The 22,366-nt window shown below is 62.1% G+C and carries 22 protein-coding genes and 1 tRNA gene; 10 read left to right on the plus strand and 13 right to left on the minus strand.

The window, feature by feature from the left end:
• Positions 1-19 precede the first annotated feature (19 nt).
• From MQE22_RS04145 to MQE22_RS04165, 5 genes are all read left to right on the plus strand, one after another.
• Positions 20-355 (plus strand): hypothetical protein, encoded by a 336-nt coding sequence (locus tag MQE22_RS04145; protein ID WP_255790150.1) that lies wholly within the window; start codon positions 20-22, stop codon positions 353-355.
• Between the two features lie 742 nt (positions 356-1,097).
• Positions 1,098-1,739: a recombinase family protein gene (locus MQE22_RS04150; protein WP_255790152.1), complete on the plus strand. Its 642-nt coding sequence runs from the start codon at positions 1,098-1,100 to the stop codon at positions 1,737-1,739.
• Positions 1,736-2,173, plus strand: a complete 438-nt coding sequence (locus MQE22_RS04155; protein ID WP_255790154.1) for a hypothetical protein — start codon at positions 1,736-1,738, stop codon at positions 2,171-2,173. Before MQE22_RS04150 ends, MQE22_RS04155 begins: the two co-directional genes overlap by 4 nt.
• Complete coding sequence (locus MQE22_RS04160) at positions 2,151-3,569, plus strand: PBSX family phage terminase large subunit (RefSeq protein WP_255790156.1); 1,419 nt, start codon at positions 2,151-2,153, stop codon at positions 3,567-3,569. Before MQE22_RS04155 ends, MQE22_RS04160 begins: the two co-directional genes overlap by 23 nt.
• 174 nt (positions 3,570-3,743) lie before the next feature.
• Positions 3,744-4,511, plus strand: coding sequence for a hypothetical protein (locus tag MQE22_RS04165; protein WP_255790158.1), 768 nt, complete (start codon positions 3,744-3,746; stop codon positions 4,509-4,511).
• Between the two features lie 225 nt (positions 4,512-4,736).
• Here the strand turns inward: MQE22_RS04165 and MQE22_RS04170 are convergent.
• A tRNA-Ser gene (locus tag MQE22_RS04170) sits at positions 4,737-4,826 on the minus strand.
• 141 nt (positions 4,827-4,967) lie between these two features.
• Here MQE22_RS04170 and MQE22_RS04175 point away from each other — a divergent pair.
• A complete protein-coding gene (locus MQE22_RS04175) occupies positions 4,968-5,240 on the plus strand; it encodes a hypothetical protein (RefSeq protein WP_215872484.1) in 273 nt (90 codons plus the stop codon).
• Between the two features lie 6 nt (positions 5,241-5,246).
• Here the strand turns inward: MQE22_RS04175 and MQE22_RS04180 are convergent, their stop codons facing one another.
• From MQE22_RS04180 to MQE22_RS04230, 11 genes are all read right to left on the minus strand, one after another.
• Positions 5,247-5,852: a class II aldolase/adducin family protein gene (locus tag MQE22_RS04180; RefSeq protein ID WP_215872483.1), complete on the minus strand. Its 606-nt coding sequence runs from the start codon at positions 5,850-5,852 to the stop codon at positions 5,247-5,249.
• 3 nt (positions 5,853-5,855) lie between these two features.
• Positions 5,856-6,239 (minus strand): Smr/MutS family protein, encoded by a 384-nt coding sequence (locus MQE22_RS04185; protein WP_215872482.1) that lies wholly within the window; start codon positions 6,237-6,239, stop codon positions 5,856-5,858.
• On the minus strand, positions 6,223-6,885 hold the full coding sequence (locus MQE22_RS04190) for a YoaK family protein (protein WP_215872481.1): 663 nt from the start codon (positions 6,883-6,885) through the stop codon (positions 6,223-6,225). The genes MQE22_RS04185 and MQE22_RS04190 overlap by 17 nt, the downstream gene beginning before the upstream one ends.
• Before the next feature lie 2 nt (positions 6,886-6,887).
• Positions 6,888-10,715, minus strand: coding sequence for a DUF3683 domain-containing protein (locus MQE22_RS04195; RefSeq protein WP_215872480.1), 3,828 nt, complete (start codon positions 10,713-10,715; stop codon positions 6,888-6,890).
• A complete protein-coding gene (panC, locus tag MQE22_RS04200; protein WP_215872479.1) occupies positions 10,712-11,545 on the minus strand; it encodes a pantoate--beta-alanine ligase in 834 nt (277 codons plus the stop codon). The genes MQE22_RS04195 and panC overlap by 4 nt, the downstream gene beginning before the upstream one ends.
• A complete protein-coding gene (gene panB, locus MQE22_RS04205; RefSeq protein WP_215872490.1) occupies positions 11,545-12,330 on the minus strand; it encodes a 3-methyl-2-oxobutanoate hydroxymethyltransferase in 786 nt (261 codons plus the stop codon). Before panB ends, panC begins: the two co-directional genes overlap by 1 nt.
• Complete coding sequence (locus tag MQE22_RS04210) at positions 12,327-12,920, minus strand: deoxynucleoside kinase (protein ID WP_215872478.1); 594 nt, start codon at positions 12,918-12,920, stop codon at positions 12,327-12,329. The genes panB and MQE22_RS04210 overlap by 4 nt, the downstream gene beginning before the upstream one ends.
• Entirely contained in the window at positions 12,914-13,465 is a 552-nt protein-coding gene (gene folK / locus MQE22_RS04215; protein WP_226827590.1) for a 2-amino-4-hydroxy-6-hydroxymethyldihydropteridine diphosphokinase, read from the minus strand. The genes MQE22_RS04210 and folK overlap by 7 nt, the downstream gene beginning before the upstream one ends.
• The gene (locus MQE22_RS04220; protein WP_215872477.1) at positions 13,435-14,709 is read right to left on the minus strand and encodes a tRNA nucleotidyltransferase/poly(A) polymerase family protein; all 1,275 of its coding nucleotides are present in this window, start codon (positions 14,707-14,709) and stop codon (positions 13,435-13,437) included. Before MQE22_RS04220 ends, folK begins: the two co-directional genes overlap by 31 nt.
• 10 nt (positions 14,710-14,719) lie before the next feature.
• Positions 14,720-16,168, minus strand: coding sequence for a polynucleotide adenylyltransferase PcnB (gene pcnB / locus MQE22_RS04225; protein ID WP_215872476.1), 1,449 nt, complete (start codon positions 16,166-16,168; stop codon positions 14,720-14,722).
• 92 nt (positions 16,169-16,260) lie between these two features.
• Positions 16,261-17,322, minus strand: a complete 1,062-nt coding sequence (locus MQE22_RS04230) for an AbrB family transcriptional regulator (protein WP_215872475.1) — start codon at positions 17,320-17,322, stop codon at positions 16,261-16,263.
• Between the two features lie 180 nt (positions 17,323-17,502).
• On the opposite strand from MQE22_RS04230, the gene guaB reads away from it, so the two are divergent.
• The 3 genes from guaB to MQE22_RS04245 all read left to right on the plus strand — a co-directional run bounded on the left by guaB (position 17,503) and on the right by MQE22_RS04245 (position 20,900).
• The gene (guaB, locus tag MQE22_RS04235; protein WP_215872474.1) at positions 17,503-18,969 is read left to right on the plus strand and encodes an IMP dehydrogenase; all 1,467 of its coding nucleotides are present in this window, start codon (positions 17,503-17,505) and stop codon (positions 18,967-18,969) included.
• Between the two features lie 8 nt (positions 18,970-18,977).
• Positions 18,978-20,585: a glutamine-hydrolyzing GMP synthase gene (guaA, locus tag MQE22_RS04240; RefSeq protein ID WP_215872473.1), complete on the plus strand. Its 1,608-nt coding sequence runs from the start codon at positions 18,978-18,980 to the stop codon at positions 20,583-20,585.
• A gap of 66 nt (positions 20,586-20,651) precedes the next feature.
• A complete protein-coding gene (locus MQE22_RS04245) occupies positions 20,652-20,900 on the plus strand; it encodes a type II toxin-antitoxin system Phd/YefM family antitoxin (RefSeq protein WP_226830672.1) in 249 nt (82 codons plus the stop codon).
• Positions 20,901-21,086: 186 nt separating this feature from the next.
• On the opposite strand, the gene MQE22_RS04250 is transcribed toward MQE22_RS04245, so the two are convergent.
• Positions 21,087-21,317 (minus strand): hypothetical protein, encoded by a 231-nt coding sequence (locus MQE22_RS04250; RefSeq protein WP_215872472.1) that lies wholly within the window; start codon positions 21,315-21,317, stop codon positions 21,087-21,089.
• Between the two features lie 150 nt (positions 21,318-21,467).
• Between MQE22_RS04250 and MQE22_RS04255 the strand changes: the two genes are divergently transcribed.
• Complete coding sequence (locus MQE22_RS04255) at positions 21,468-22,361, plus strand: lysozyme inhibitor LprI family protein (RefSeq protein ID WP_215872471.1); 894 nt, start codon at positions 21,468-21,470, stop codon at positions 22,359-22,361.
• Positions 22,362-22,366: the final 5 nt, after the last annotated feature.

The following is a 22,366-nucleotide window of genomic DNA, read 5'->3' on the forward strand; positions in this document are numbered from 1 at the left end:
ACCTGATTGGAGGTTGAGTATGCTTAGTGCAACTGATTTGATGAGACAGGCCGGACATACGGCGCACGACTGGATGCAAGAGGCCGCAGAATTTGTTGAAAGGCGGTTTGCTGACTACCCACCGGAAGCCCGCGCCGCGTTGATCGCATCTTACGTTACTACGGCGGCTGGTGACGAGATTGCCATGAGCCTGCGGGGACTTGCGGAGGCTGCCGAACCACTGGCCGGAGTTATCGACGGACTACGCGAGCCATTGCGCAGCGACCACCCCCTGATGGGCGAGACTCTGGACGGAGTACGAGACGCCCTGCTGGAGATTGCCCAAAGTATAGGCGGCCGAGCCGCCCAGCGGTAGGCGACCGAGCGGTAGAGAGATTGCCCGGCGGGGTTGCCGCTGGGCATTTTTCGTGCGCCCGCTGCCCACGAGTCGCCACGATCGGGAGCCCAGCCCGGACCGGGTCCCGACTGGGGCCCACCCAAGATCGGGAGCCCGGACCGGCCGGAGCCCAGCGGGGCTGGGGCTTCGGCGGGGGGGTCCGGGGGGTCTGGGTCTAGGCCGGGAAGTTTATTTATATATAGTATTTTTCCTCTTTCTTTTCTCTGTATATTTAGTATTTATTATTCCTATAATTAAAATATACCCGGACTACCCGGACCCAGCCAGTATTTACTGGGGCTTTCGACAGGTTTCAACCCGGACCTAACCCGGACCCTACCTGGACCCTACCCGGACCCGCTGCTGGGCAGAGCCGAGATAGCCGGGGGCTGCTGGGCCGGGCCGAGGGACAACAGGAATCACCGCCGCTATGTGGGCAGATTCGGCGCAGGGGACATCCGCGCTAGGTGGGCTGTAGGGTAAGTACAGCAATGGTCTTTCGCCACCCAAATTTGCCAATTTTCCACAAATTTTGGGACCGCGAGACATCCTAAGATGGTAGCAAGGCGGAGAAGTTCTCCGCCGATATTCCACAATTATCTGGATTTTATAGCATTTTTTTGTGACAATCCCGCCTACGCACCCGCCTAAAACCTTTATCTGTCGTGTCCCGGTCGGTAGAATCGGGCTCATATTCCTTTTCGACAGGAGCAAAACGACCATGGCACGATTCGTTCTTTACGCCCGCCGGTCCCTCGACACCGACCCTTCCGCTGAAGAGCAGTTCGCTATTCTCCGCGAGCGCTGCGCCGCTGCTGGGCACGAGGTGGTGGACGAGTACGTTGACGAGAACGTGGAGGCGAAGGCAGCACGCGACCCTCGCCCGAAGCGTGACCGCGCGATCTACGACGCGATGCGGGGCGGCGCGGAGGGAATCGCCATTGTTTCCCTTGACCGGCTGGCCCGTAGTGTGGGCGACCTAGAGGAACTGCTGCGCGAGCTGGCCGTTGCCGGTGCTGGGCTATACGTCGCTGATCTTGAGCTGGACACGCTGACTCCCGACGGCGCTGAGTTCCTTCAGGCGGTGTCCGCCGTGGTTGCTTTCGACCGAGCGGTGCGCGTAGAGGCTCTGCGCCGGGGCCACCGTAAGGCGCGGGCCAAGGGCGTGCGGATAGGGCCGCCGCGCACATCCCGCGGTCTTGAGGACAAGATCGCTTCGCTACTGCGGGCCGGGGTGAAGCCGTCCCGCATCCGTACAATCACCCGCGTAGGCATATCGGCCATCAGTCGCATAAAACGGGAAATGGCCGCCGCCGAAGCCGCCGCAGATGCCGCCCTCGCCGCGGAGGATGCCGAAGCGTGAGCCGTAATACGAAACTGACCAAGGGTCATCTCCGCGATCTGGAAACCAAGGGACTGCCCGAAGATTCGTTGAACGTGGTGCGGGAAATGGCCGCCGAAGGATGCCGGGAGCCCGCGATTAGGCGCGCACTTGGGCTTACCTACCCGCAATGGCGCGCGCTTAAAAAGGACACCGCCGATGGCGACCTATCGCCGCTGGCGCAAGCCCTAGAGGAAGGTCGGGCAGAGGGAGCCGGGGAGGTTATCGCCTTTATGAGGGCCAAGATGCTGGAAGGCGACACCCGCGCCGCCGAGTGGCTGGGCGACAGGCTCTATAAGATCGGGCGCGAGGACGGCAGCCAAGAGGACGCACCCCGCGTGCTGATCCAGATTAACGCCGCGCTATCCCCGGACGACTACGGGAGGATAATTGATGTCAACCGTGACCGGGTCTAACCAATCCGCCCAGACGATTCGCCCGACTCCCTTCCAAGCAACCGTTCTTAGCATCCCCGAGGACCACTTTGTGTTCTTGGGCGGTGGCCGTGGTGGCGGGAAGTCTTTTGCCTTGCAGTTGCTTATCCTTCGCCACTGCGACCAGTACCGAGCCCGCGCCCGCGTGCTTGTGACGCGCCGCCGGTTGAAGTCCCTGCTACAGTTCGCGGAGGAGCTGCGCGGCTTGTTCCGCGCCGCCTATGGCTCCGGGTTGAGCTACAACTTGAACGACAACGTATTTCGCCTTCCGAACGGCGCGACCGTCCAGCTCACGCACTGCGAATCGAACGCCGCCCTACAAGACACGGTACAGGGCATGACCTTCTCGCTGATCGCGGTAGACGAGGCTGGCGAAGGCCCGGAGCTGCCCGTGATCGACGCCCTTGCGCTGACCCTACGCGCGCCGGGCGTCCCGTTGCGCATGATCTTGGCGGGGAATCCGGGCGGTGCGAACCATTCCGCCCTCGCGGAGCGGTACGTTACGGGCCGCGAGCCTTGGACACCTTTCCGGTTCGCTGACCAGACTTGGGTGTATGCGCCCTCAACCGTTGACGACAACCCGCACCTGCCGGAAGCCTACAAGCGCAACTTCTCCGTCCTTGCCCATACGGACCCGGCGCTGTACCGGGCGCACCGGCACGGCGATTGGTCGGCAATCGTGGGCGATTACTTCGGGGGCTGCTGGGACCGCGCCCGCGCGGTATTCGACCATCACGAAGTCCCGCCGGATACGTTCGGGTCATTGCGCTTGTCGATTGACTGGGGCTCCGCCGCGCCCTGCGCGGTAGTCTTGGGCGGGAAACTCGCCTATGACGTGCGCTTGTCCGATGATCGCGTGATGCCCAAGGGGGCTTGGGTAATCTATGACGAGCATTTCGAGTGCGACCCGAAGAACATGAGCCGGGGGACGGGCCGTACACCCGGGCAGATCGCGCCCTCTCTCCACGAGATCGCCTTGCGGAACGGCACCCGCGCCGCTGGAGTGATCGACTCTGCCGCCGAAGCCCGCACCGCAGGCCGGGCTGAGGCGTCGATTGCTGACTTGTTCCGCGAGGCCGGGATGCGGGTATCGCCCGCCCGGAAGGGCGCGCGGGTGCCGCGATTCGAGTTGCTGAAGCAGCTTATGGCTAATGGTGAGTTCTTCGTCGCTTCGCGCTGTCGCTACTGGCTGGCGACGGTTCCTGCCCTTCCGCGCGATTCGCGCAACCCGGAGGACGTGGACAGTTCCGCGAATGACCACATGCTCGACGCCACCAGCTATCTGATCGCCGGGAGCGCCGCGGGACGTGTCGCGGTGTCCGGTTTCGTGCCCATGCCGGAGGGGAGCAGCCGGGACCGCCGGATTGTGCTTGTGTGACCTACCCAACGTATTGAAAAGTAAAGACAAAACCCTTTACCGCGACTGCGCCGGGGCGGTATTCTTAGGCCTAGGCGAGCTACCGCTTGCCTGGGCACGGGCAATGGCGCCCTTGCCGAGCTAGTGGGAAGAGCCCCGCGTGTCGGTCTTCCCCGAGATAGGAGGCCTACTTTTATGACAGCAATCGACTTTTCCGCAGTTCCCTCTGGCGTGACGGTAAACGAGGAGCGCATTCAGTACCTAAGCGACCGCGCGACCGAAACGGCCACCGCATTCTCCCGAAAGATCGAAAAGCTACAAGCGCAGGTGGCGAATGCCCGCGATGCCTACAGCCGGGAGGCCCAAGACTTTGTCCGTGGCACTCCCGTCGAAGACCGTGCCACCATCCTTGCTGCGTCCCGAAGATCGGCAGCAAACAAGGCCGCGAATATGTACCGCCAATTGCTCGCCAGCTCCGCGGAGGAACGGGCCGCTATGCTTACCGGCCTGAAAACCTACGCGGACGAAGCCGCAGCCCTCTCTAGTCTCTACGCGTCGCCGGTGTCGATGCTGGGCCGGATTGCCTTGGGCGACCCGAAGCGCACCCAGTACCAGCTCCAGCTCGAAGGGGCCGGGCCGGTTGAGCTGGAGACCACCGCCCGCGCCGCAATTATGACCAATGACCTAGTGCTGGCTGCCGCCATTGTCACGGTAGTGGACCGTCGCCCGAAGGAACGCCGCCCGTTCTCCGTAGCCGCCCTAGCGGAGCGGATGCTGGGCGATGTCTGGGGGCGCATGCATGCGAAGCTCGAAGGTGTGCAGCTTGCTTACCGGAGCGCAGCCGAGGCAAACCGGGAGTTTGAACGCGCGAAGGCCAGCCCCTTGTCGAAGATCGCGCTGGCCCTTTCCCGGCAGGCGATTGCGGAGGCCGCGGGCGATGACGACGAAGAAGCGGTTGCTTGAGCCGCCACGCGGGACAGGCGGGCATGTCCCGCCTTGGTTCCGCCCGGAGGACCCGCGCGTGAAGGTGCGCCGCTGTATCGTCTGCCGGGTTGAGTTCTGGAGCGCCCACGCCGGGCACCGATTTTGCGACAGGTGCAAGGCACGCGCAGAGCCCGCTGCGTAGGCTGGTTTTTAGGCGGGTTTTACGCTTTAACTGTCCGGGGAACCCAATAGAACTGGGAGATTTGGCGGAGGCGGTGAGATTCGAACTCACGAGGGGCGTGAACCCCTGCCGGTTTTCAAGACCGGTGCAATCAACCGCTCTGCCACACCTCCGAAGTGCCCAGTGTACGCAAAATGGCGCCGCCGGGGAATGGAGAAGGAATGAACTCCTGAAACGGATCGCCCGTAATTGTGGATCGAGCGCAAGCATCGCGCGTATCATGGGCAATAATATTTCCCGCTCCTGGAGGATCCGTGTTTCTTCTTAAAGTGTTGTTTCCCAGTGCCGATGCGATGCAGGTGGCCTTGAGCAAAGTTCGCGAGCAGCTGGCCGAACTGCAGGATGCGCCGATGGAACTGCAGTCGGCGTTGCAACTGCTGCTGCGTGAAAATCCGCGTATGGAAGCGGCGGAGTTTGCAGAGAAACCGGCTATTGCGGCCATCTATGGCGGTTTTGATCCCCAGGCGGCGGCCATTGCCGAGGCAGCGCTGCTCGAGGCCGGAGCGCTGGAAGTGATTCAGGAATAACGCCCTTCAGCTGGCGCGGGCGATGGCGCGCAGCAAAGCCTCGCCGCAATCGTCGGCCTGCTGGCCCGCCACCAGAATGCCATCTTCATGGCCGGTCATGCTGAGCAGCACCGGTAATCTGGCATGGCGGGCGATGTCTCGTACCGCTGCGGCCATAGCCGGCGTACCGTACTCTACATCGGCTGGGGTGCGTGGCAGATCCAGTGCTGCCGCACGCCTCCACAGTTCGGGCAGGTGCGCGTGAAATACCCAGTGGATGTCTGGCCGCAGATCATAGAGTGCCGCGTGGCTCATGGACTCGGAGGAGGGCGCCACCGGTCCGCGTGCCCAGATGGTATTGGCATCAATATCCCAGTTTTCGACGAGACTGTAGTGCTGGGGACCGAGGCTGGCCAGCTCCCCGGTTTGCGTGCCGGTAATCCAGAAGCCTTCAGTGCAGCGACGGCTCAGATTGCCAAAACCGATGCCCCCATAGCGCCTGGGGTCTGCGCCAATGCCGCCGATGGCGCGCAGACGGCTGCGCCAGAACTCCAGTTCGCGGATAAACTCCGGGGCGGGAGCGTCGCCCGCCTGCCAATGGAGTTGGAACTTGGTGACGCCTTCTTCTTCCATAGATTACTTTTTGAGAAAAATTGACTGCAGCATACGATACCAGAATGGCGGCTTGCTGACTGCATTCTCGACATCCGGGGCGGCCTTGGCGGGCGGAATGACGTCGGCGGGGTAGAGATCGACCCAGGTGGCCCCCCAGCTGCTGCGGTCCTGGGCAAGGCCGAAGGCCCGTACCGCTGTTTCGTGGCGCAGGATGGTATGCACCCGCCGGCGCAGAACGCCCTTGCCTTTGCCATGGATGATGCGGACTCGCAGGACTCCCGCAGCGCGACAGGCGCGCAGATACTCGCGGACCAGATCGTTGACTTCGGCTGGGCGAAACTGGTGCAGGTCGAGGATGCCGTCGAGGGGGATCGGCACGGCACGGTCTTCATGCAGCTGCTTCATGCCGTCCCAAAAACCACACCCCGAGCAACGCCAGCCAGGGCAGATTGACCGCCAGCACCGGGCTCAGCCAGAGCAGTGCCGCGATGAAAACCGCGCCGCCCGCGTAGGCGAGCAGGGCGGCGAGCTGCTGCATCGTCACCCAGCCGGGTTTTTCCCGCTTTTGCAGGGCCTGGGTAAGGCTGATCAGGATGCTGGTCAGGGTGTTGGTGAACACTACCGAGGGAACGCCGGCCACGTTGACTCGGCGTGCGAGGACGCTTTGCGTCCCCATGGCCACCGCAGAACCGAGAATCATTATTGCCAGCGGCCCGCCGCCGGCGGGAAAGCCCCAGAGCCACCAGCCCGCGGCAAAGATCCACAGGCCCAGCAGCTCCAGAAAGAGGATGCGTTCACCGCGTCCGAGAGCTGTTGCTCCCAAAGCGCTGGCGGCTACGGCGCCAATGATGAAACCGATGAGGGCCAGGAGGGAGTGGGTAGCCAAGGCCAAGTGTCCTTGCCCCAAGGCCAGACCGAGGAGGGCGAGATTGCCGGTCATGGCCGAGGTAAAAACGTCGTGAAAGCGCAGGAATGCCGTCACGTCGGCGGAGGCGGCGATGGCGGAAAGAAGTTGGATGCGCAGGTCGGCTCGGGTAAACGCGTGCGTCATCCCTACAGTAAGACCCGTTCGATGCCACCATTGCGGGCGGCCTCGGCAAATTGTCGCGCCCAATCGACCCCCATCTGTGCCTTGGCGAGTTCGACGACGATATAGTCGGTATCGAGGCCGGTATCCAGACGGTAGCGTTCCAGACCCTGCTGACAGGCCGGGCAGGAAGTCAGCAACTTGACGTTGCCACCCTGCGCCTTGGGCGCGCCGGTGAGGGCCTGGATGTCCTGGTGCAGGACTTCTTCCTTGCGCGCGCGCAGTTGCGTCGCGATATCCGGACGACTACTGGCCAGGGTACCGGCTTCGCCGCAGCAGCGCTCGGAGCCGCGCACCGGCTGGCCGAGCAGGGTCTCCGCCACGGTCAGCGGCTTGTGCGTCTTCATCGGACTATGACAAGGGTCATGGTAGAGATACTGCACGCCGGCAACGCCTTCCATGCGCACCCCCTTCTCCATGAGAAACTCATGGATGTCGAGCAGGCGGCAGCCGGGAAAGATCTGCTCAAACTGGTACTTGAGCAACTGGTCCATGCAGGTGCCGCAAGACAGGATGACGGTCTTGATATCCAGATAGTTGAGGGTGTTGGCCACGCGGTGAAAGAGCACTTGATTGCGCACCGAGATTTCCTGCCCCTTGTCTTCCTGACCGGCAGCGGTCTGCGGGTAGCCGCAGCAAAGATAGCCGGGGGGCAGCACCGTCTGTACTCCCACGCGATAGAGCATGGCGAGGGTGGCCAGACCAATCTGGCTGAACAGGCGCTCGCTGCCACAGCCGGGAAAGTAGAATACTGCCTCGCTGTCCGGGGCGGTCTGCGGATCGCGCAGAATGGGCACGGTTTCGTGGTCGACGATGCCGAGAATCTGGCGCATGGTCTGCGCCCCCATGTCGGTCGGCAGCGGCTTGCGCAAGAAGTGAATGACCTCGGCGCGGATATCGGCCTTGCCCGTGGTAGCCGGCGCCTCACCCTTGGGTAGCAGGGGCCGGACGATGCGGTGCGCCAGGGCCTGCGCCTGATAGGCGGGCTGCAGCACGCCACGGCGCAGGAAGTGTACGGTCTGCGGGTCACTGGCGTTGAGATAGCTCATGGCCAGCCGGGTACCGGCGCTGAAGGTCTTTTCGCCGCGCGCGCGCAGAAGATTGCGAATGTGCACCGAGACCTCGCCAAAATCGATATCCACCGGACAGGGGGTCATGCACTTGTGGCAGGTGGTGCAATGGTCGGCAACATCTTCCAGGGCCTGAAAATGCTGCTGCGATACCCCGCGCCGGGTCTGCTCTTCGTAGAGAAAGGCCTCGATCAAAAGCCCTGTCGCCAGGATCTTGTTGCGCGGCGAATAGAGCAGATTGGCGCGTGGCACATGGGTCATGCAGACTGGCTTGCACTTACCGCAACGCAGGCAGTCCTTGATCTCGCGGTTGAGGCTGTCGAGCTCGCTCGCCTCGAGAATCAGCGCCTCCTGCTCCACCAGTTGCAGTGACGGGGTATAGGCGCTTTCCAGTCCCGAACCGGGCAGCAGTTTACCCGGATTAAAGACCCCATCCGGATCGACCTGCGCCTTGTATTGCTGGAAGGCTGCCATCTTTTCTGGCTCCAGCCAGCGCATCTTGGTGATGCCGATGCCGTGCTCACCGGAGATGACGCCGCCCAACTCCTTAGCGACCTCCATGATGCGGTCGACGACCCGGTCGGCCTCCTGCAGCATCTCGCGGTCGGAAGAGAGCACGGGTAGGTTGGTGTGAATGTTGCCGTCGCCAGCGTGCATGTGCAGGGCGACAAAGATGCGCGTACGCCGGACCCTCTCGTGGATGCGCCGGATCTCGCCCAGTACCCCGGTGAAGCGCTCCCCCGCGAAGAGCTCTTCCAGGGGCTTGCCGATGTCCTGGCGGTAACTGATGCGCAGATCGCGCCGCAAGAGCAACTGCAAGAGGCTCTGCTGGGGATCGATCTGCCCTTGCTCTTCCGCGGGTACGCTGGGGAGTAACTCCTCGGCGGGCTGGTCAAGATGGGCAAGATAATGCTCCCAGCGACCGTGGACTTCCTGGAGGAGGGCAAGCGCCGCTTCTCGTTTGCCCGCCACGATGGCGCGCTCTTCGGCGCTGTCCTCAAAATCCTTCACCCGCCGCAGCTCCGGCATCTCTCCCTGCAGATAGCCTTGCAAAGCATCGATGATGCGCAGTTTATTGGCAATCGACTGTTCGATATTTAGGCGCTCGACGGCGCGGGTATATTCGCCCAGCCGATCGAGGGGGATGACGACATCTTCATTGATCTTGAAGGCGTTGGTATGCGCAGCAATCGCTGCGGTACGGCTACGGTCGGCCCAGAAGCGACGTCGCGACTCGGGGGTGGTGGCGATGAAGCCTTCGGCGCCGCGGGCATTGGCCAAGCGCACCAGCGCCGAGGCACAGGCGCCGACGGCGTCGGCATCGTCGCTGGCAATGTCGGCCAGCAGCAGCATGCGCGGGCGCTCGCGCCGCGGCGCCTTGTTGCTGTACTTGACCGCCTTGATGTACCGCTCGTCGAGGTGCTCCAGACCGGTCAGCAGCACCTCCGCCCGACCTTCTACATAGTTCTTGAGCTCGACGATGGCAGCGACCGCCGGCTCCAGGTCCTTGCCGTAAAACTCCAGACAGACCGTGCGCAGGTGCTTAGGCATGCGGTGCAGAATGAAGCGCCCGGAGGTGATGATGCCGTCGCAACCTTCCTTCTGGATGCCCGGCAAGCCCCCCAGGGCCTTGTCGGTGACATCCTTGCCCAATCCGGCCTTGCGAAAACCGCCACCGGGGAGTTCGAGGATCTCGGGTGCGGCTACGGGGGTTTTGCCATCCGCCTCGTAGCGGGTGATGCGAAAGCGCACCTGCTCCTGGTCGTGGATCTTGCCCAGGTTGTGATCCAGGCGTTCGACCTCCAGCCAGCGGGCATCGGGCATGACCATGCGCCAGGAGGCCAGGTTATCCAGGGTGGTGCCCCAGAGTACCGCCTTTTTGCCGCCCGCATTCATGGCGATGTTGCCGCCGATGGTGGAGGCATCGAGAGAGGTGGGGTCGACGGCAAAGACCAGCCCGGCGCTTTCGGCCAGGTCAGCAACCACCTTGGTGACTACTCCCGCGCCGGCTTCGACGACGGGCACCAGGGCATCGCAGTCGGGCAGGGCGACTTCCTGTATCGCCGATAGGGAGTCCAGTTTTTCGGTATTGATGACGGCGCTGCGCGGTGTCAGGGGGATCGCCCCGCCGGTATAGCCGGTACCGCCGCCGCGCGGGATGATGGCCAGCTGCAGTTCGCGACAGACGCGTACCTGCTCAGCCAGTTCTGCTTCCGTTGCTGGGTAGAGGACCACCAGCGGCAGCTCGACGCGCCAATCCGAGGCATCGGTGACGTGTGCTACCCGGGCATAGGGGCTGAAGTCCACATGATCTTTGGGGCTGACCTTGGCCAGGGCCTGCCCCGCCCGCTTGCGCAGCTCGCGCTCGGCATCGAAGTTCGCGATGAAACGTTGCTTGGCGCCGCGGCAGCGATCGAGGAGCTGCAAAACCAGAGCATTGCCTTCGGCGCGCTGGGCAATCTCGTCCAGGCGGTGCTCCAGGGCCTGCCAGAGGGCACGGCGTCGCTTGGAGTCGGAGGAGAGGTCCTCCTGCAGATAGGGGTTGCGCGCCACCACCCAGAGATCGCCCAGTACCTCGAAGAGCATCCGCGCCGAACGCCCGGTGACCCGCTGCCCGCGCAGCGTTTCCAGGGTCTCCCAGGCTTCGTCCCCAAGGAATCGGCAGACGATCTCGCGGTCGGAAAAGGAGGTGTAGTTGTAGGGAATTTCGCGTCGTTCGCTCACGGAATCACCATGTTGTCGATCAGTCGCACATCGCCCAGGCGGGCAGCAGCCAGCCAGCGTGCCCCGGGCCGGATCTCGCTCACGGGTTCCAGACTTTCACTGTTCCGCAGTTCCAGATAGTCCACGGCAAAGCCCGCCGCCTGCAGACGCTCTCTGGCGTCCCGGGCTGGAGCCTGTACCAGGCTACCCACAGGAAGCTGGCAGAGCTGTCGCAGTTCGGTCGCGAGGCGTGGCGCCAGGATGCGCTGTTCGGATGTCAGGCGGCTGTTGCGGGAACTCCGGGCCAGGCCGTCGCCATCGCGCTGGGTCGGTCCACAAAGGAGCTGGACGGGAAGATTCAGGTCGTCGAGCATCTGCCCGACAATGCGGTATTGTTGATAATCCTTTTCCCCCAAGACCAGGATGTCTGGCTGGGCCAGGTGCAGCAATTTGAGGACGATGGTGGCCACGCCGGTGAAATGTCCGGGCCGCTGCGTACCGCAGAGGATACTGCTGAGCCGCTCGGGCGGGACAACCTGTGTTTGTTCGGCAGCGCCCCGGGGATAGAGATCGTCGTCGCTGGGCACGAAGACGGTCGTGCAGCCGTGCTCCGCCAGTTGCTGCAGGTCGCTCTCCAGCGTGCGCGGATAGCTTGCAAAGTCCTCTTCCGGGCCAAACTGCAAGGGATTGACGTAGATGCTCACCAGTACCTGCTCCGCCCGCGCCTGGGCAAGGCGCAGCAGCGCGAGGTGCCCAGCATGGAGATGGCCCATGGTGGGGACCAGCGCCAGACTGCCACGCTGCTGCTGTCGCCAGTTCCGCAGGCTGTCGGGATTGCGCAGAATGGGCATCAGCGTTTACCCGCTTTGCCGGGAAAGGATTGCTCGCGCACCGCCTGCACATAGTCGCCGAGTCCGGCGCGCAGCAGGGCCGCACCATCGACAAAGGCGCGGGCAAAGGGAGGGGCCTTGCCGAAGCCGAGAACATCGTGCAGCACGAGAACCTGGGCATCGGTATCCGGCCCGGCACCAATACCGATGACGGGGATGGGGCTCTGCGCCGAGATACGCGCGGCAAGCTCAGCGGGAACCGCTTCCAGGAGCAGGAAACGGGCGCCGGATTGCGCCAGAGTCAGGGCCTCCTGCTCCAGGCGTTCTGCCGCCGCGGGTGTCGTGGCCTGGCGCTGAAAGCCGCCCCACTGGCGCAGGCGCTGTGGGGTCAGGCCAAGGTGTACGCAGACGTTCAGTCCGCGCGCCGCAGAAAATTCCAGGTGCTCGCGGAATTCGAGTCCGCCTTCCCACTTGATCACCTCGGCCCCTGCGCGCAGCAGGGTGCTGGCGGAGCGCCAGCACTGCGCCGGGCTTTCCTCGTAGCTGCCCAAAGGGAGGTCGGCAAAGACCAAGCTGCGCTGACAGGCGCGCGCCACCATTTCGGTGTGATAGGCCATCTGTTCCAGTGTCACCTGCAAGGTGTCGCGATGACCCTGGACGACCATCCCCAGGGAATCGCCAACCAGGACGCCATCGACGCCGGCCTCTTCCGCCAGCTTGGCGAAGGGATGATCGTAAGCCGTCACTAAGACGCGCTTTTCCCCGCGTTCCTTGGCCGCGATCCAGGTATCGATCCGTTTGCTCAACTCCGCCACCCCAACTCGTGTAGTTTATTCCCGACTAAATCAGTCAAGATTTTAGCATCCTTTTTGTGTGCGACGAAGTCCAGGTTCTCGCCGCGCAGGTCGAGGACCGCACCCGAATATCCGGCAAAAAAATCCGCATAGCGCGCCTGGACTCCGGCCAGGTATTCGCGTTGCATGGCGGCATCCCATTGATCACCGCGCGCCCGCACGCGCGCATGGAGGACCTCCAACGGTGCATCAAGGAAGATCATCAGATCTACCTGGGGTGGCTGCGGTAACAGTCGGGCACGAATCTGCAGATAGAGATCGCGCTCCGCTGCTGACAGGGTCTGCGTGGTGAACAACAAATCCTTGTCCGGGCCGTGATCGCTGAAACACCAGCCAGCGGGCAATGCCTGCCACTGGGCACAGCGCTGCAGCAAGAAATGCAGTTCCGTTGCCAGGGCGTGGCGGCCATCGGCGTAGAGCTCCGCCAGGAAGGGATTGTCTCCCGGCATCTCCAGACATGTTTCCGCGTCAAAATGTCTGGCCAATAGCTGCGTAAGACTGGTTTTTCCGGCCCCCATGGGGCCTTCGACAACAATCAGCATGAGCGTCGGACTTCCGCGCTGCCGGGCTCCGTCGGCGAGGGCACCGGCGCCAAGCGCTGGTCGGCAACCGCCGGTAGCAGTTGCGCGATGGTGCCAAGGCCAGGGATCATCAGGCCGGGATCGTAATCCGCCATGGGCTGCAGTACGAAGGCACGGTGAGCAATTTGCGGATGCGGTAGGCGCAGACCAGGCTCCTCGCTGCGCAGATCACCATAGACAAGGAGATCGAGATCCAGCACCCGCGGGCCCCAGACCAGTTCTAGCGTGCGTTGTCGTCCGGCCTGCTCTTCGATGCTGTGCAGGGCCTGGAGCAGGTCTTTTGGCGACAAAAAGGTTTCCAGGCGTGCCACGGCATTGACGAAGGGAGGTTGCGCGACTCCTCCGATGGGCTCCGAAAGATAGTCTTGCGAAACCCAGTCCAAACGCGATTGCGGTAGCGCCGCCAAGGCCGCCCGTGCCCGCGCCACCTGCACACGGGGGTCTTGCAGGTTGCTGCCAATCCCTACCCAGGCGATCACGGCAGCAGCTTTTCTTGTTTCAGCCAACGCAGGGCTCCATCCTTGTCTTCAAAGGCTCCGTTCCAGGTCGCATCCTGCAAACGCGCAAGCAGATCGCCGAGTTGTGGGCCGGCGGGAATGCCCCAGTTCTGGAGGTCCCGACCATCTACCGGCACCTTTTGCCAGCGCTGTACCTGCAGATAGTGCCAGGCCGAGCGGCTCAGCTCCGGGTCCTCCCGCAGGGCCAAAGCGCACAGGATACCTGCCGGCGTCCAGCTCTGCCAGTAGCGCGCCTGCTTGGCCGGCGTAGGCCCCGGTAGGCGCGCGGGCAAGGCGGCAAGGTCGTGCAGCCAAGCCCTATCCGGAGTCCACTGCCAATATTGCCAATGCCTTGTTCGCAATTCCGTAGCAGTAAAGTAGGCAAGCAGAAGGAGGGCCGTTGCCGGCCGGTCGATGTTGTCTTGAAATTGCCGTTGGTATGCAGCGAGAGACTGTTCGAGCCGCTGCAAGGCTAACCAGATCGCGGCCGGTGCGGATGCCAATGGCGGTAAGAGTGGGCCAAGTCCCCAGTCGCAAAATGTGCGCAGGTTACCGGGCAGATCAGGAAGCTGGAGCAGCAGGGATAGTTCGCGGAACAGTCGGGTACCACTCAGATGGGCAAAGCCATTGGCTGCCAGCACCTCGTGCAGTTGCTGACGGGCTTGCGGACCCAGAGAAAAGCCGAAGCGTCGAGCAAAACGCAGTCCGCGCAGGATCCGTGTGGGATCGTCCTGAAAGGATCGGGAATGCAGTACCTCGAGGGTGCTGCTGCGGAGATCCGCGCATCCGTGAAACGGGTCGAGGATCTCGGCAAAAGTGTCCGGGGCGAGCTGCAGGGCGATGGCATTGCAACGAAAATCGCGGCGCTGCAGATCGGTATAGATGTCGGCGGGAAAAACCTCGGGCAAGGCAGCGGGCTGGGGGTAACGCTCTCCGCGACAACGAGCCAGATCCCAGCGCAGTCCCTCGGGGCTTGTGAGGCTGGCAGTAGCGAACCGCGAACGCTTGTCCAACTGGAAACCCAGATCCTGCAATACCGCAAGCAGCGGTTCGAGAGGTCCGTCTATGGCAAGATCCCAGTCCTGGCTCGCGCGGCCCAGGAAAAGATCACGGACGACGCCGCCCACCAGATAAAGCCGGGAACCGAGGGTATGGGCCTGTGCGCCCAGAAAGCGAAGCTGCTGCAAGCGCGTAGCCGGCCAGAAATTCTGAAGGCGTTGCAGAAGTTCTCCGTGGTCGCTGTCGAGGACCACTGCGCGGAACCTATTCGCCTTCTGGCGCGGCTACGGGTTCCGATGCCTGTTTGGGATTTCGTCGCCGCCGTCGCCGCCGTTTGCCGCGCTTGGCCTCGCCGGCGGGCAGGGGACCGAGCGGAGATTCGCTGTCCCGGTCCTCCTGGCGAGCCGCTTCGATGAGCTCTTTGCGGCCCTCGCTATCGGCATCCTGAAATTGCTGCCACCATTGCGCCAGGGCGCCAAGATCGGCACCGGCCTCGCAACGAAGCTGCAAAAAGTCGAAGGCCGCGCGGAAACGCGCATGGGCGAGCAGGGCATAAGGCCGCCGCCCGCCGCGACGATGAAACCGTGCCTGCAGGTCCCAGATTTCTCGGATCGTCAAGGTAAAGCGGCGCGGTATGGCAATCTGTCCACGATTTTCTTCCAGCACCGCACTGGCCGCCTGCTGCATGGCTACTACCTCAGGCTTGTCCTCCTGCATCAGTCGCTCTTGTTCCGCCACCAGCACTGGCCAGAGCATCGCGGCAAAGAGAAAGGCGGGATGCACGGATTTGCCGGCAGCCACCCGTGCATCGGTGTTGCGCAGAGAGAGTTGGATCAGTTCGCGGGCAATCCCTTCCTCGGCGCGCTCCAGCAGTTCCGCGAGTTGCGGAAAGAGGGCTGCGAAGAGCCCATAGCGCTGCAAGGCAGCCAGGCTTTGTTGGGCAAAGCCGGCAAGAAACAGCTTGCCAGTTTCTTCGTACAGGCGGGCTGGGGGCACCTCGCGCAGCAGCTCGCGGCAGGCGGGTATGGCGGACTCAATGGCGGGATCGAGTTGAAACCCAAGTTTGGCGGCAAATCGCGCCGCCCGGAGCATGCGCACCGGATCTTCGTGGAAGCGCTGTGCTGCTTCGCCGATCATGCGCAGGCGCTGTGCCTCGATATCGGCCCAGGCGCCCCAGAAATCGATGATGCTGCGGTCAGCGATATTGTAATACAGGGCGTTAGCGGTGAAGTCGCGGCGCTGTGCGTCTTCTTCCAGAGTACCGTAGACATTGTCGGCGAGAATCCGTCCACTGGCGCTCACGGTTTGCCCGTCGCTGTCACCACCGCGGAAGGTGGCTACCTCGATGATCTCCCGGCCGAATTGTACGTGTGCCAGGATGAAGCGCCGACCGATGAGGCGGGCATTGCGGCGAAAGAGCTTGCGCACTTCCTCTGGCCGGGCGTCGGTACAGACATCGAAATCCTTGGGCTCGCGGCCAAGCAGCAGGTCGCGCACGCTGCCACCCACCAGATAGGCCTGATAGCCAGCGCGATGCAGGCCATTCAAAACCTGCAGGGCGGCATCACTAATCTGGCGGCGGGAGATGTTGTGTTTCTCTCGCGCAATGACCTGCGCCCCGGCAGGCAAGGATGGCGTCTGCGCGACGGAAGCGGGCGGCGGCACGGCGTCTTCGGCTAACTGTGCCGCAATGAAGTTTTTCAGGGAGACCAAAGTATGATTCCAGCCCTCCGGCGAATAGCGCGAACAGTGTATACGAAAAATCGGCAATATTCGAAATGATGAGCAGCGGGCGCCGCCCGAGTTTACTTGACCGTCCGCTCGCGTCGCAGGCGTTGTGCCAACGGCGGCATGATAATCAGCATCATGAGCAAGCGCGCGAGATGGGCGCCGAGCACAAAGAGCACATTGCCGTGGGCTGCCATACTGACGGCAACGGCGGCATAGAGCGCCCCCGGTGCGGTGGCCAGATAGCCATCGAGATCGCTCACTCCCACCAGTTGGGCAAGAAGGACTCCTAGCAGGGCGCAGAGCAGGTTCAGGACAACGATCAGCGCCAGGGCGTGCGGCAGAAGCCGCAAATAGGTGCGGATGCGCGCAAGCGATAGTTGTAACCCCGCCTGCCAGCCAATCAGCAGGTAGGCAAGGAGCAACAGACTGTGGGGCAATGCCGGGGTAGGACTGTTCTGGCTTGCCGTCAGCGTCAGACTGACGAAGAGCGGCCCCAGCAGATATGGCGTGGTGAGATGGATGCGTCTGGCAATCCACACGGCGGCGGCGGCACCAACCAGCAGGAGCACGGTGCCGGACCAGCTCGCGGGAGCGGCGTGCAAACGAGTGGCCTCCTGGACGGGATGGGAAAAGATCAATAACACGACCACGGGCAGACTGAGCATCACGAGCGCCACGCGCAGATACTGCAGGATAGCCACCAAGCCGGTCTCTGCGCCGAGCTCGTGGGCAATGGCAGTGATGCCGGCTGCGCCGCCCGCGGTCATCCCCAATAATCCAGTGCTGCTGTCCACTTCTTGCCAGCGACTGAAGAGGACGCCGATCGCGAGGCTAAGAAGCAGGGTGGCTGCGCTGATGAGCAGGATTGGCGCCCAATGCTGCAGGATGATTGCCATCGCCGGCTTGCTGAACAGCAAACCAATCTCCGATCCGAGCAAAACTTGCCCTAGGTGGGGAAAGGCCCGGGCATAGGGAACACTCGCCCAACTGCTCAGCAGGATCCCGGCGAGCATGGCGGCAAAAAGAGGTGCAGCAGGGATGCCGAGGGCCTGGAACAGCCAGGATAGCGCCAGACTGGCAATCAGCAGGATGCCCCAGCGCAGAGCCGTCCGGATTTTGTTATTGCGAGAGTGCATCTGCGTGGCTCCCATGCGGGTGGAAAGCCGTCAAATCTAACAGGGCAATACCACACCCGCCAGCGGCGGGAAGCAGGCCGCGCAAATTGGCATTTTTTTCGCCCCGCAGCTATGATTGCGTATGCCTGACGGGGCTGGGTGTGCAGCGATGCCCGGCCCTTTTCATTTTGAGGAGCTCCGATGCAACTGATTGGCGAAGCCCTGACTTTTGACGATGTTTTGCTCGTCCCCGCCCATTCGACCGTGCTGCCACGCGATGTTCAGACTCGCACCCGCCTGAGTCGCAATCTGCAGATCAACATCCCTCTGCTGTCTGCCGCCATGGATACTGTCACCGAGGCGGCGATGGCCATCTGCATGGCTCAGGAGGGTGGCATTGGCATCATTCACAAAAACATGAGCCCCGAGGCGCAGGCGGCGCAGGTCCGGCGGGTGAAGAAGTTCGAGGCAGGTGTCATCAAAGACCCCATCGTTACCGGTCCCGGTGCCACAATCCGCGAGGTTTTGCTGTTGATGGCCGGACACGGCATCTCTGGAGTTCCGGTGGTTGGCGAGGACGGCCGTTTGGAAGGAATCGTCACCAACCGCGATCTGCGCTTTGAGACGCGCATGGAAGCGCCGGTCAGCAGTGTCATGACCCCGCGCGAGCGCCTGGTGACGGTAGCCGAGGGCAGCAGTCTCGACACCACCAAGGATCTTCTGCACAAACACCGCATCGAAAAAATCCTCGTGATCAATGACCGCTTTGAGCTGCGCGGGCTGATCACCGTCAAGGATATCAGCAAAGCCACCGCCCATCCCAATGCCTGTCGCGACAGTCTGGGGCGCCTGCTGGTGGGAGCGGCGGTCGGGGTCGGCGCGGGCACCGACGAGCGCGTCGAGCGTCTGGTCGAGGCCGGGGTGGATCTGATCATTGTCGATACTGCCCATGGCCATAGCCAGGGCGTACTCGACCGGGTCACCTGGGTAAAAAAACATTTCCCCTCGGTCGAGGTGATTGGCGGCAACATCGCCACGGCGGAGGCGGCGAAGGCCCTGGTCGATGCCGGCGCGGACGGTGTCAAGGTCGGCATCGGGCCGGGTTCCATCTGCACCACGCGCATGGTGGCCGGGGTGGGCGTGCCGCAGGTCACCGCCATCAGTAATGTCGCGGAAGCCCTGGCAGGCACCGACGTACCCTTGGTGGCCGATGGTGGCGTGCGCTTTTCTGGCGATTTCGCCAAGGCCTTGGCGGCGGGTGCGCACACGGTCATGGTCGGCGGCCTGCTGGCCGGTACCGATGAGGCCCCGGGCGAGATCGAGCTCTATCAGGGGCGCAGCTTCAAGGCGTATCGTGGTATGGGCTCCCTGGGTGCGATGCAGCAGGGCTCGGCCGATCGCTATTTTCAGGATACCAGCAGTCCCGAGGCCCCCAAGCTGGTGCCCGAGGGCGTCGAGGGACGGGTGCCTTACAAGGGGCCCGCGGCCCAGGTCATCCACCAGCTTCTGGGGGGATTGCGCTCCAGCATGGGCTATCTCGGTGCCGCCGATCTGGCACAGCTCGCGCGCGACGCGAAATTCATCAAGATCACCCAGGCCGGCGTGCGCGAAAGCCATGTCCACGACGTGCACATCACCAAAGAAGCTCCCAACTACCGGGTGGAGTGATCGCCTCCATGAGTGAAGAACGTATCCTGATCCTGGATTTTGGTTCCCAGGTCACCCAGCTCATCGCCCGGCGCGTGCGCGAGGTGCATGTCTATTGCGAAATCCATCCCTGCGATGTCAGTGACGACTTTGTGCGTGACTTTGCGCCCAAGGGCATCATCCTCTCCGGAAGTCATGGCAGCACCTACGAAGACCATGAATTGCGGGCCCCGCAGGCAGTCTGGGAGATCGGGGTGCCGGTGCTGGGTATCTGCTATGGCATGCAGACCATGGCGGCGCAATTGGGTGGCACGGTGAGCTGGTCGGACCATCAGGAGTTCGGCTATGCGGAGGTCCGCGCCCGCGGCCATACCCGACTTTTGCAAGGCATCGAAGACTTTCAGACGCCGGAAGGCTACGGCATGCTCAAGGTCTGGATGAGTCACGGTGATCAAGTCACGGCGCTGCCGCCGGGATTCAAGCTGATGGCCAGCACTGCCAGTTGCCCCATTGCCGGAATGGCGGATGAGGAGCGCGGCTATTATGGGGTACAGTTTCACCCCGAAGTCACCCATACGCTGCAGGGAAGGGCGCTGCTGCGCCGCTTTGTGCACGAAATTTGCGGTTGCTCCGGTGATTGGGTGATGGGCGACTATGTGGCCGAGGCCGTGACACGGATCCGCGAGCAGGTCGGCGCGGAAGAGGTCATCCTCGGCCTGTCTGGTGGTGTCGATTCCAGCGTGGCCGCCGCCCTGATCCACCGCGCCATCGGCGACCAGCTTACCTGCGTTTTCGTCGATCACGGGCTGCTGCGTCTAAACGAAGCGGACATGGTCATGGAAATGTTCGCGGGCAAGCTGCACGCCAAGGTATTACGGGTGGATGCCAGCGAGCTTTTTTTGCGCGAACTCGCAGGCGTTATCGACCCGGAACAGAAGCGCAAGATCATTGGCCGTCTCTTTGTCGATGTCTTCAAGGCCGAGGCCGAGAAACTCAAGGCCGCCCGTCCCGGCCATCGTGGCGTCCGCTTTCTGGCGCAGGGGACGATCTACCCCGATGTCATCGAATCGGGGGGCGCCAAGAGCAAGAAGGCCGTCACCATCAAGAGCCACCATAATGTTGGCGGTTTGCCGGAGCAACTCGGGTTGCAACTGCTCGAACCCCTGCGCGAGCTATTCAAGGATGAGGTCCGGGAGCTGGGCGTGGTCCTTGGCCTGCCGCGGGAAATGGTCTATCGCCATCCCTTTCCGGGCCCCGGCCTGGGAGTACGTATCCTTGGTGAAGTGAAAAAAGAATACGCTGACCTGCTGCGTCGCGCGGACGCCATCTTCATCGAAGAACTACGGGCCAGCATTGACCCCGAAAGCGGCGAAAGTTGGTATGACCTCACCAGTCAGGCCTTTGCTGTCTTCCTGCCGGTAAAAAGCGTTGGTGTGATGGGCGATGGTCGCACCTACGACTACGTGGTAGCCCTGCGCGCCGTGCAGACCAGCGACTTCATGACCGCCGACTGGGCCGAACTACCCTACGCTCTGCTCAAGAAGGTGTCCTCGCGCATCATCAATGAGGTGCGCGGCATCAACCGCGTCACCTACGATGTTAGCTCCAAGCCGCCAGCCACCATCGAGTGGGAGTGATTCGCCTGCACGAACTGGACTGCCGATGCTGGCCAGGCTAGACTAACTTTGTGTGATTCGGAGGACATGATGCAATCTTTCAACATGTTGCAGGCCAAGTCATCGCTATCCCGCCTCGTGGAAGCTATCGAACAGGGCAAGGAGCGCGAGATCATCATTGCCCGCAATGGCCGCCCGGCTGCCAAGTTGGTGCCCGTGGATTCCGTCCAGGCGGGTAAGCGCATCGGTGTCGCCAAGGGTAAGTTCGAGGTGCCCGACAGTATCGATGCCCATAATGAAGAAATCGAGCGCCTATTCCTGGGCGGTCGATCTTGAACCTCCTTCTCGATACCCATGTCGCCCTCGGGGGCCATCACCGACAGCCCTAAGCTGCAGAAAAGGGCACGCGAACTGATCGAGTCGCCAAGGTCGTCGGTCTGGATCAGCGCCGCGACGGTTTGGGAAATCGCCATGAGGAGGCCTTGCGCTGATTTGGCGTCAGCGATGTCCTGGGATCGTCCCTCAGTCGCCGGTCATACCGGCAACGGCGCCATTTTGTGCGTATTGACAGGACATGGTTGTGTTTCGCTCCGGTTTTTCTTGGCACCAGGCCAGTTCCTTGGCCGTTTCCTTGGGATGCTGTTCATACCAGGCCTGATCTTTTCCGCCATAGGGACCCTCACGAAAAAACATGGGTAGGACAGCCAGGACCAATACTACCAGAATGATGGCGAGATACACCCACTTCTTCATTTCCTGCACCTCTCTTTGTTAAGGGTATCGTACTGGATCACTGCGCGTGCGGAAAGGAACCGGCAACTGCCTGGCCGTCCACCTGTCGATATTGCTGGTAGATCAAGCTGGTCGTAGACTCTCCCCCAGGGATGAAAAAACGAGGTTTTCATGCGCCGCAAATCGCTACATTTCGCCGGGTTATTGCTCTTTGGACTCTGTACCCCTCTTCCTTCGTTGGCAATCGATTGCCCACAGCGGACTCTCTCCCAGACTCCCGCCCATTTCGGACCCTGGCCGGGTCCGCAGTTCTTGCGTATTGTTCAGAAGCCCGGTAGCTATGGTACCTGTGATGCGGTTGCCGAGATTATCGCAGGAGGCGAGCTGAAGGCCTCCTACATGGAGACGGCGCAGAATAGCATTACCGGTACAGCCGCCTACGATTTTAAAATACTGCATCTGATCCCTGGTTCTTATGAACAATTGGCTACCTACGGTTGGTCCACAGGAGGGGATGCAGGCGGTAGCAGTTATGCTATCTATAGTTATCGTGATGGCGCTATGCGGCGAGCATTTTCTGCCAGCGAGATGGATGGAACAATTTCCGTTCAGATTCGGGACGGGATACTGACGCTTGCTGGTTTTCGCAGCACGAAGTGTATGGCCTGCGGATATAGTGCGAGTGCGAGCTGGCGGTGGAACCAAGAGTTCGGCGGATGGGAATTGTTACCTGGGCCCAAGGCCGAAGACTTTGCCAGATATCTAAATGCTCCAGATCTCGTGGAGAACAATGGGAAAGGAAACTTGCACGGTCAGGCGCTGCAGGAATATAACGAAGTTACCCGGCAATTGACTGAGCGCTACGATGTCCTGATGCATCAGGCAAATCTTGCGCAGAAACAAAAAATCAGATCATCAGAAATCCAGTGGATTATTGAGAAGCGGAAGCACTGCGGTGAGAGTCGAGAGGCACTCCAGCCTGGGCAAGGACTTTCCTTGCAGTGCTTGATCTCTCAAACTCGTAGTCGGCTGATGATTCTCTCTTCAGGATTAAACGGGTGGTAAAATGA

The organism is Acidithiobacillus sp. YTS05 (assembly GCF_024396695.1).
Lineage (GTDB): Bacteria > Pseudomonadota > Gammaproteobacteria > Acidithiobacillales > Acidithiobacillaceae > Igneacidithiobacillus > Igneacidithiobacillus copahuensis.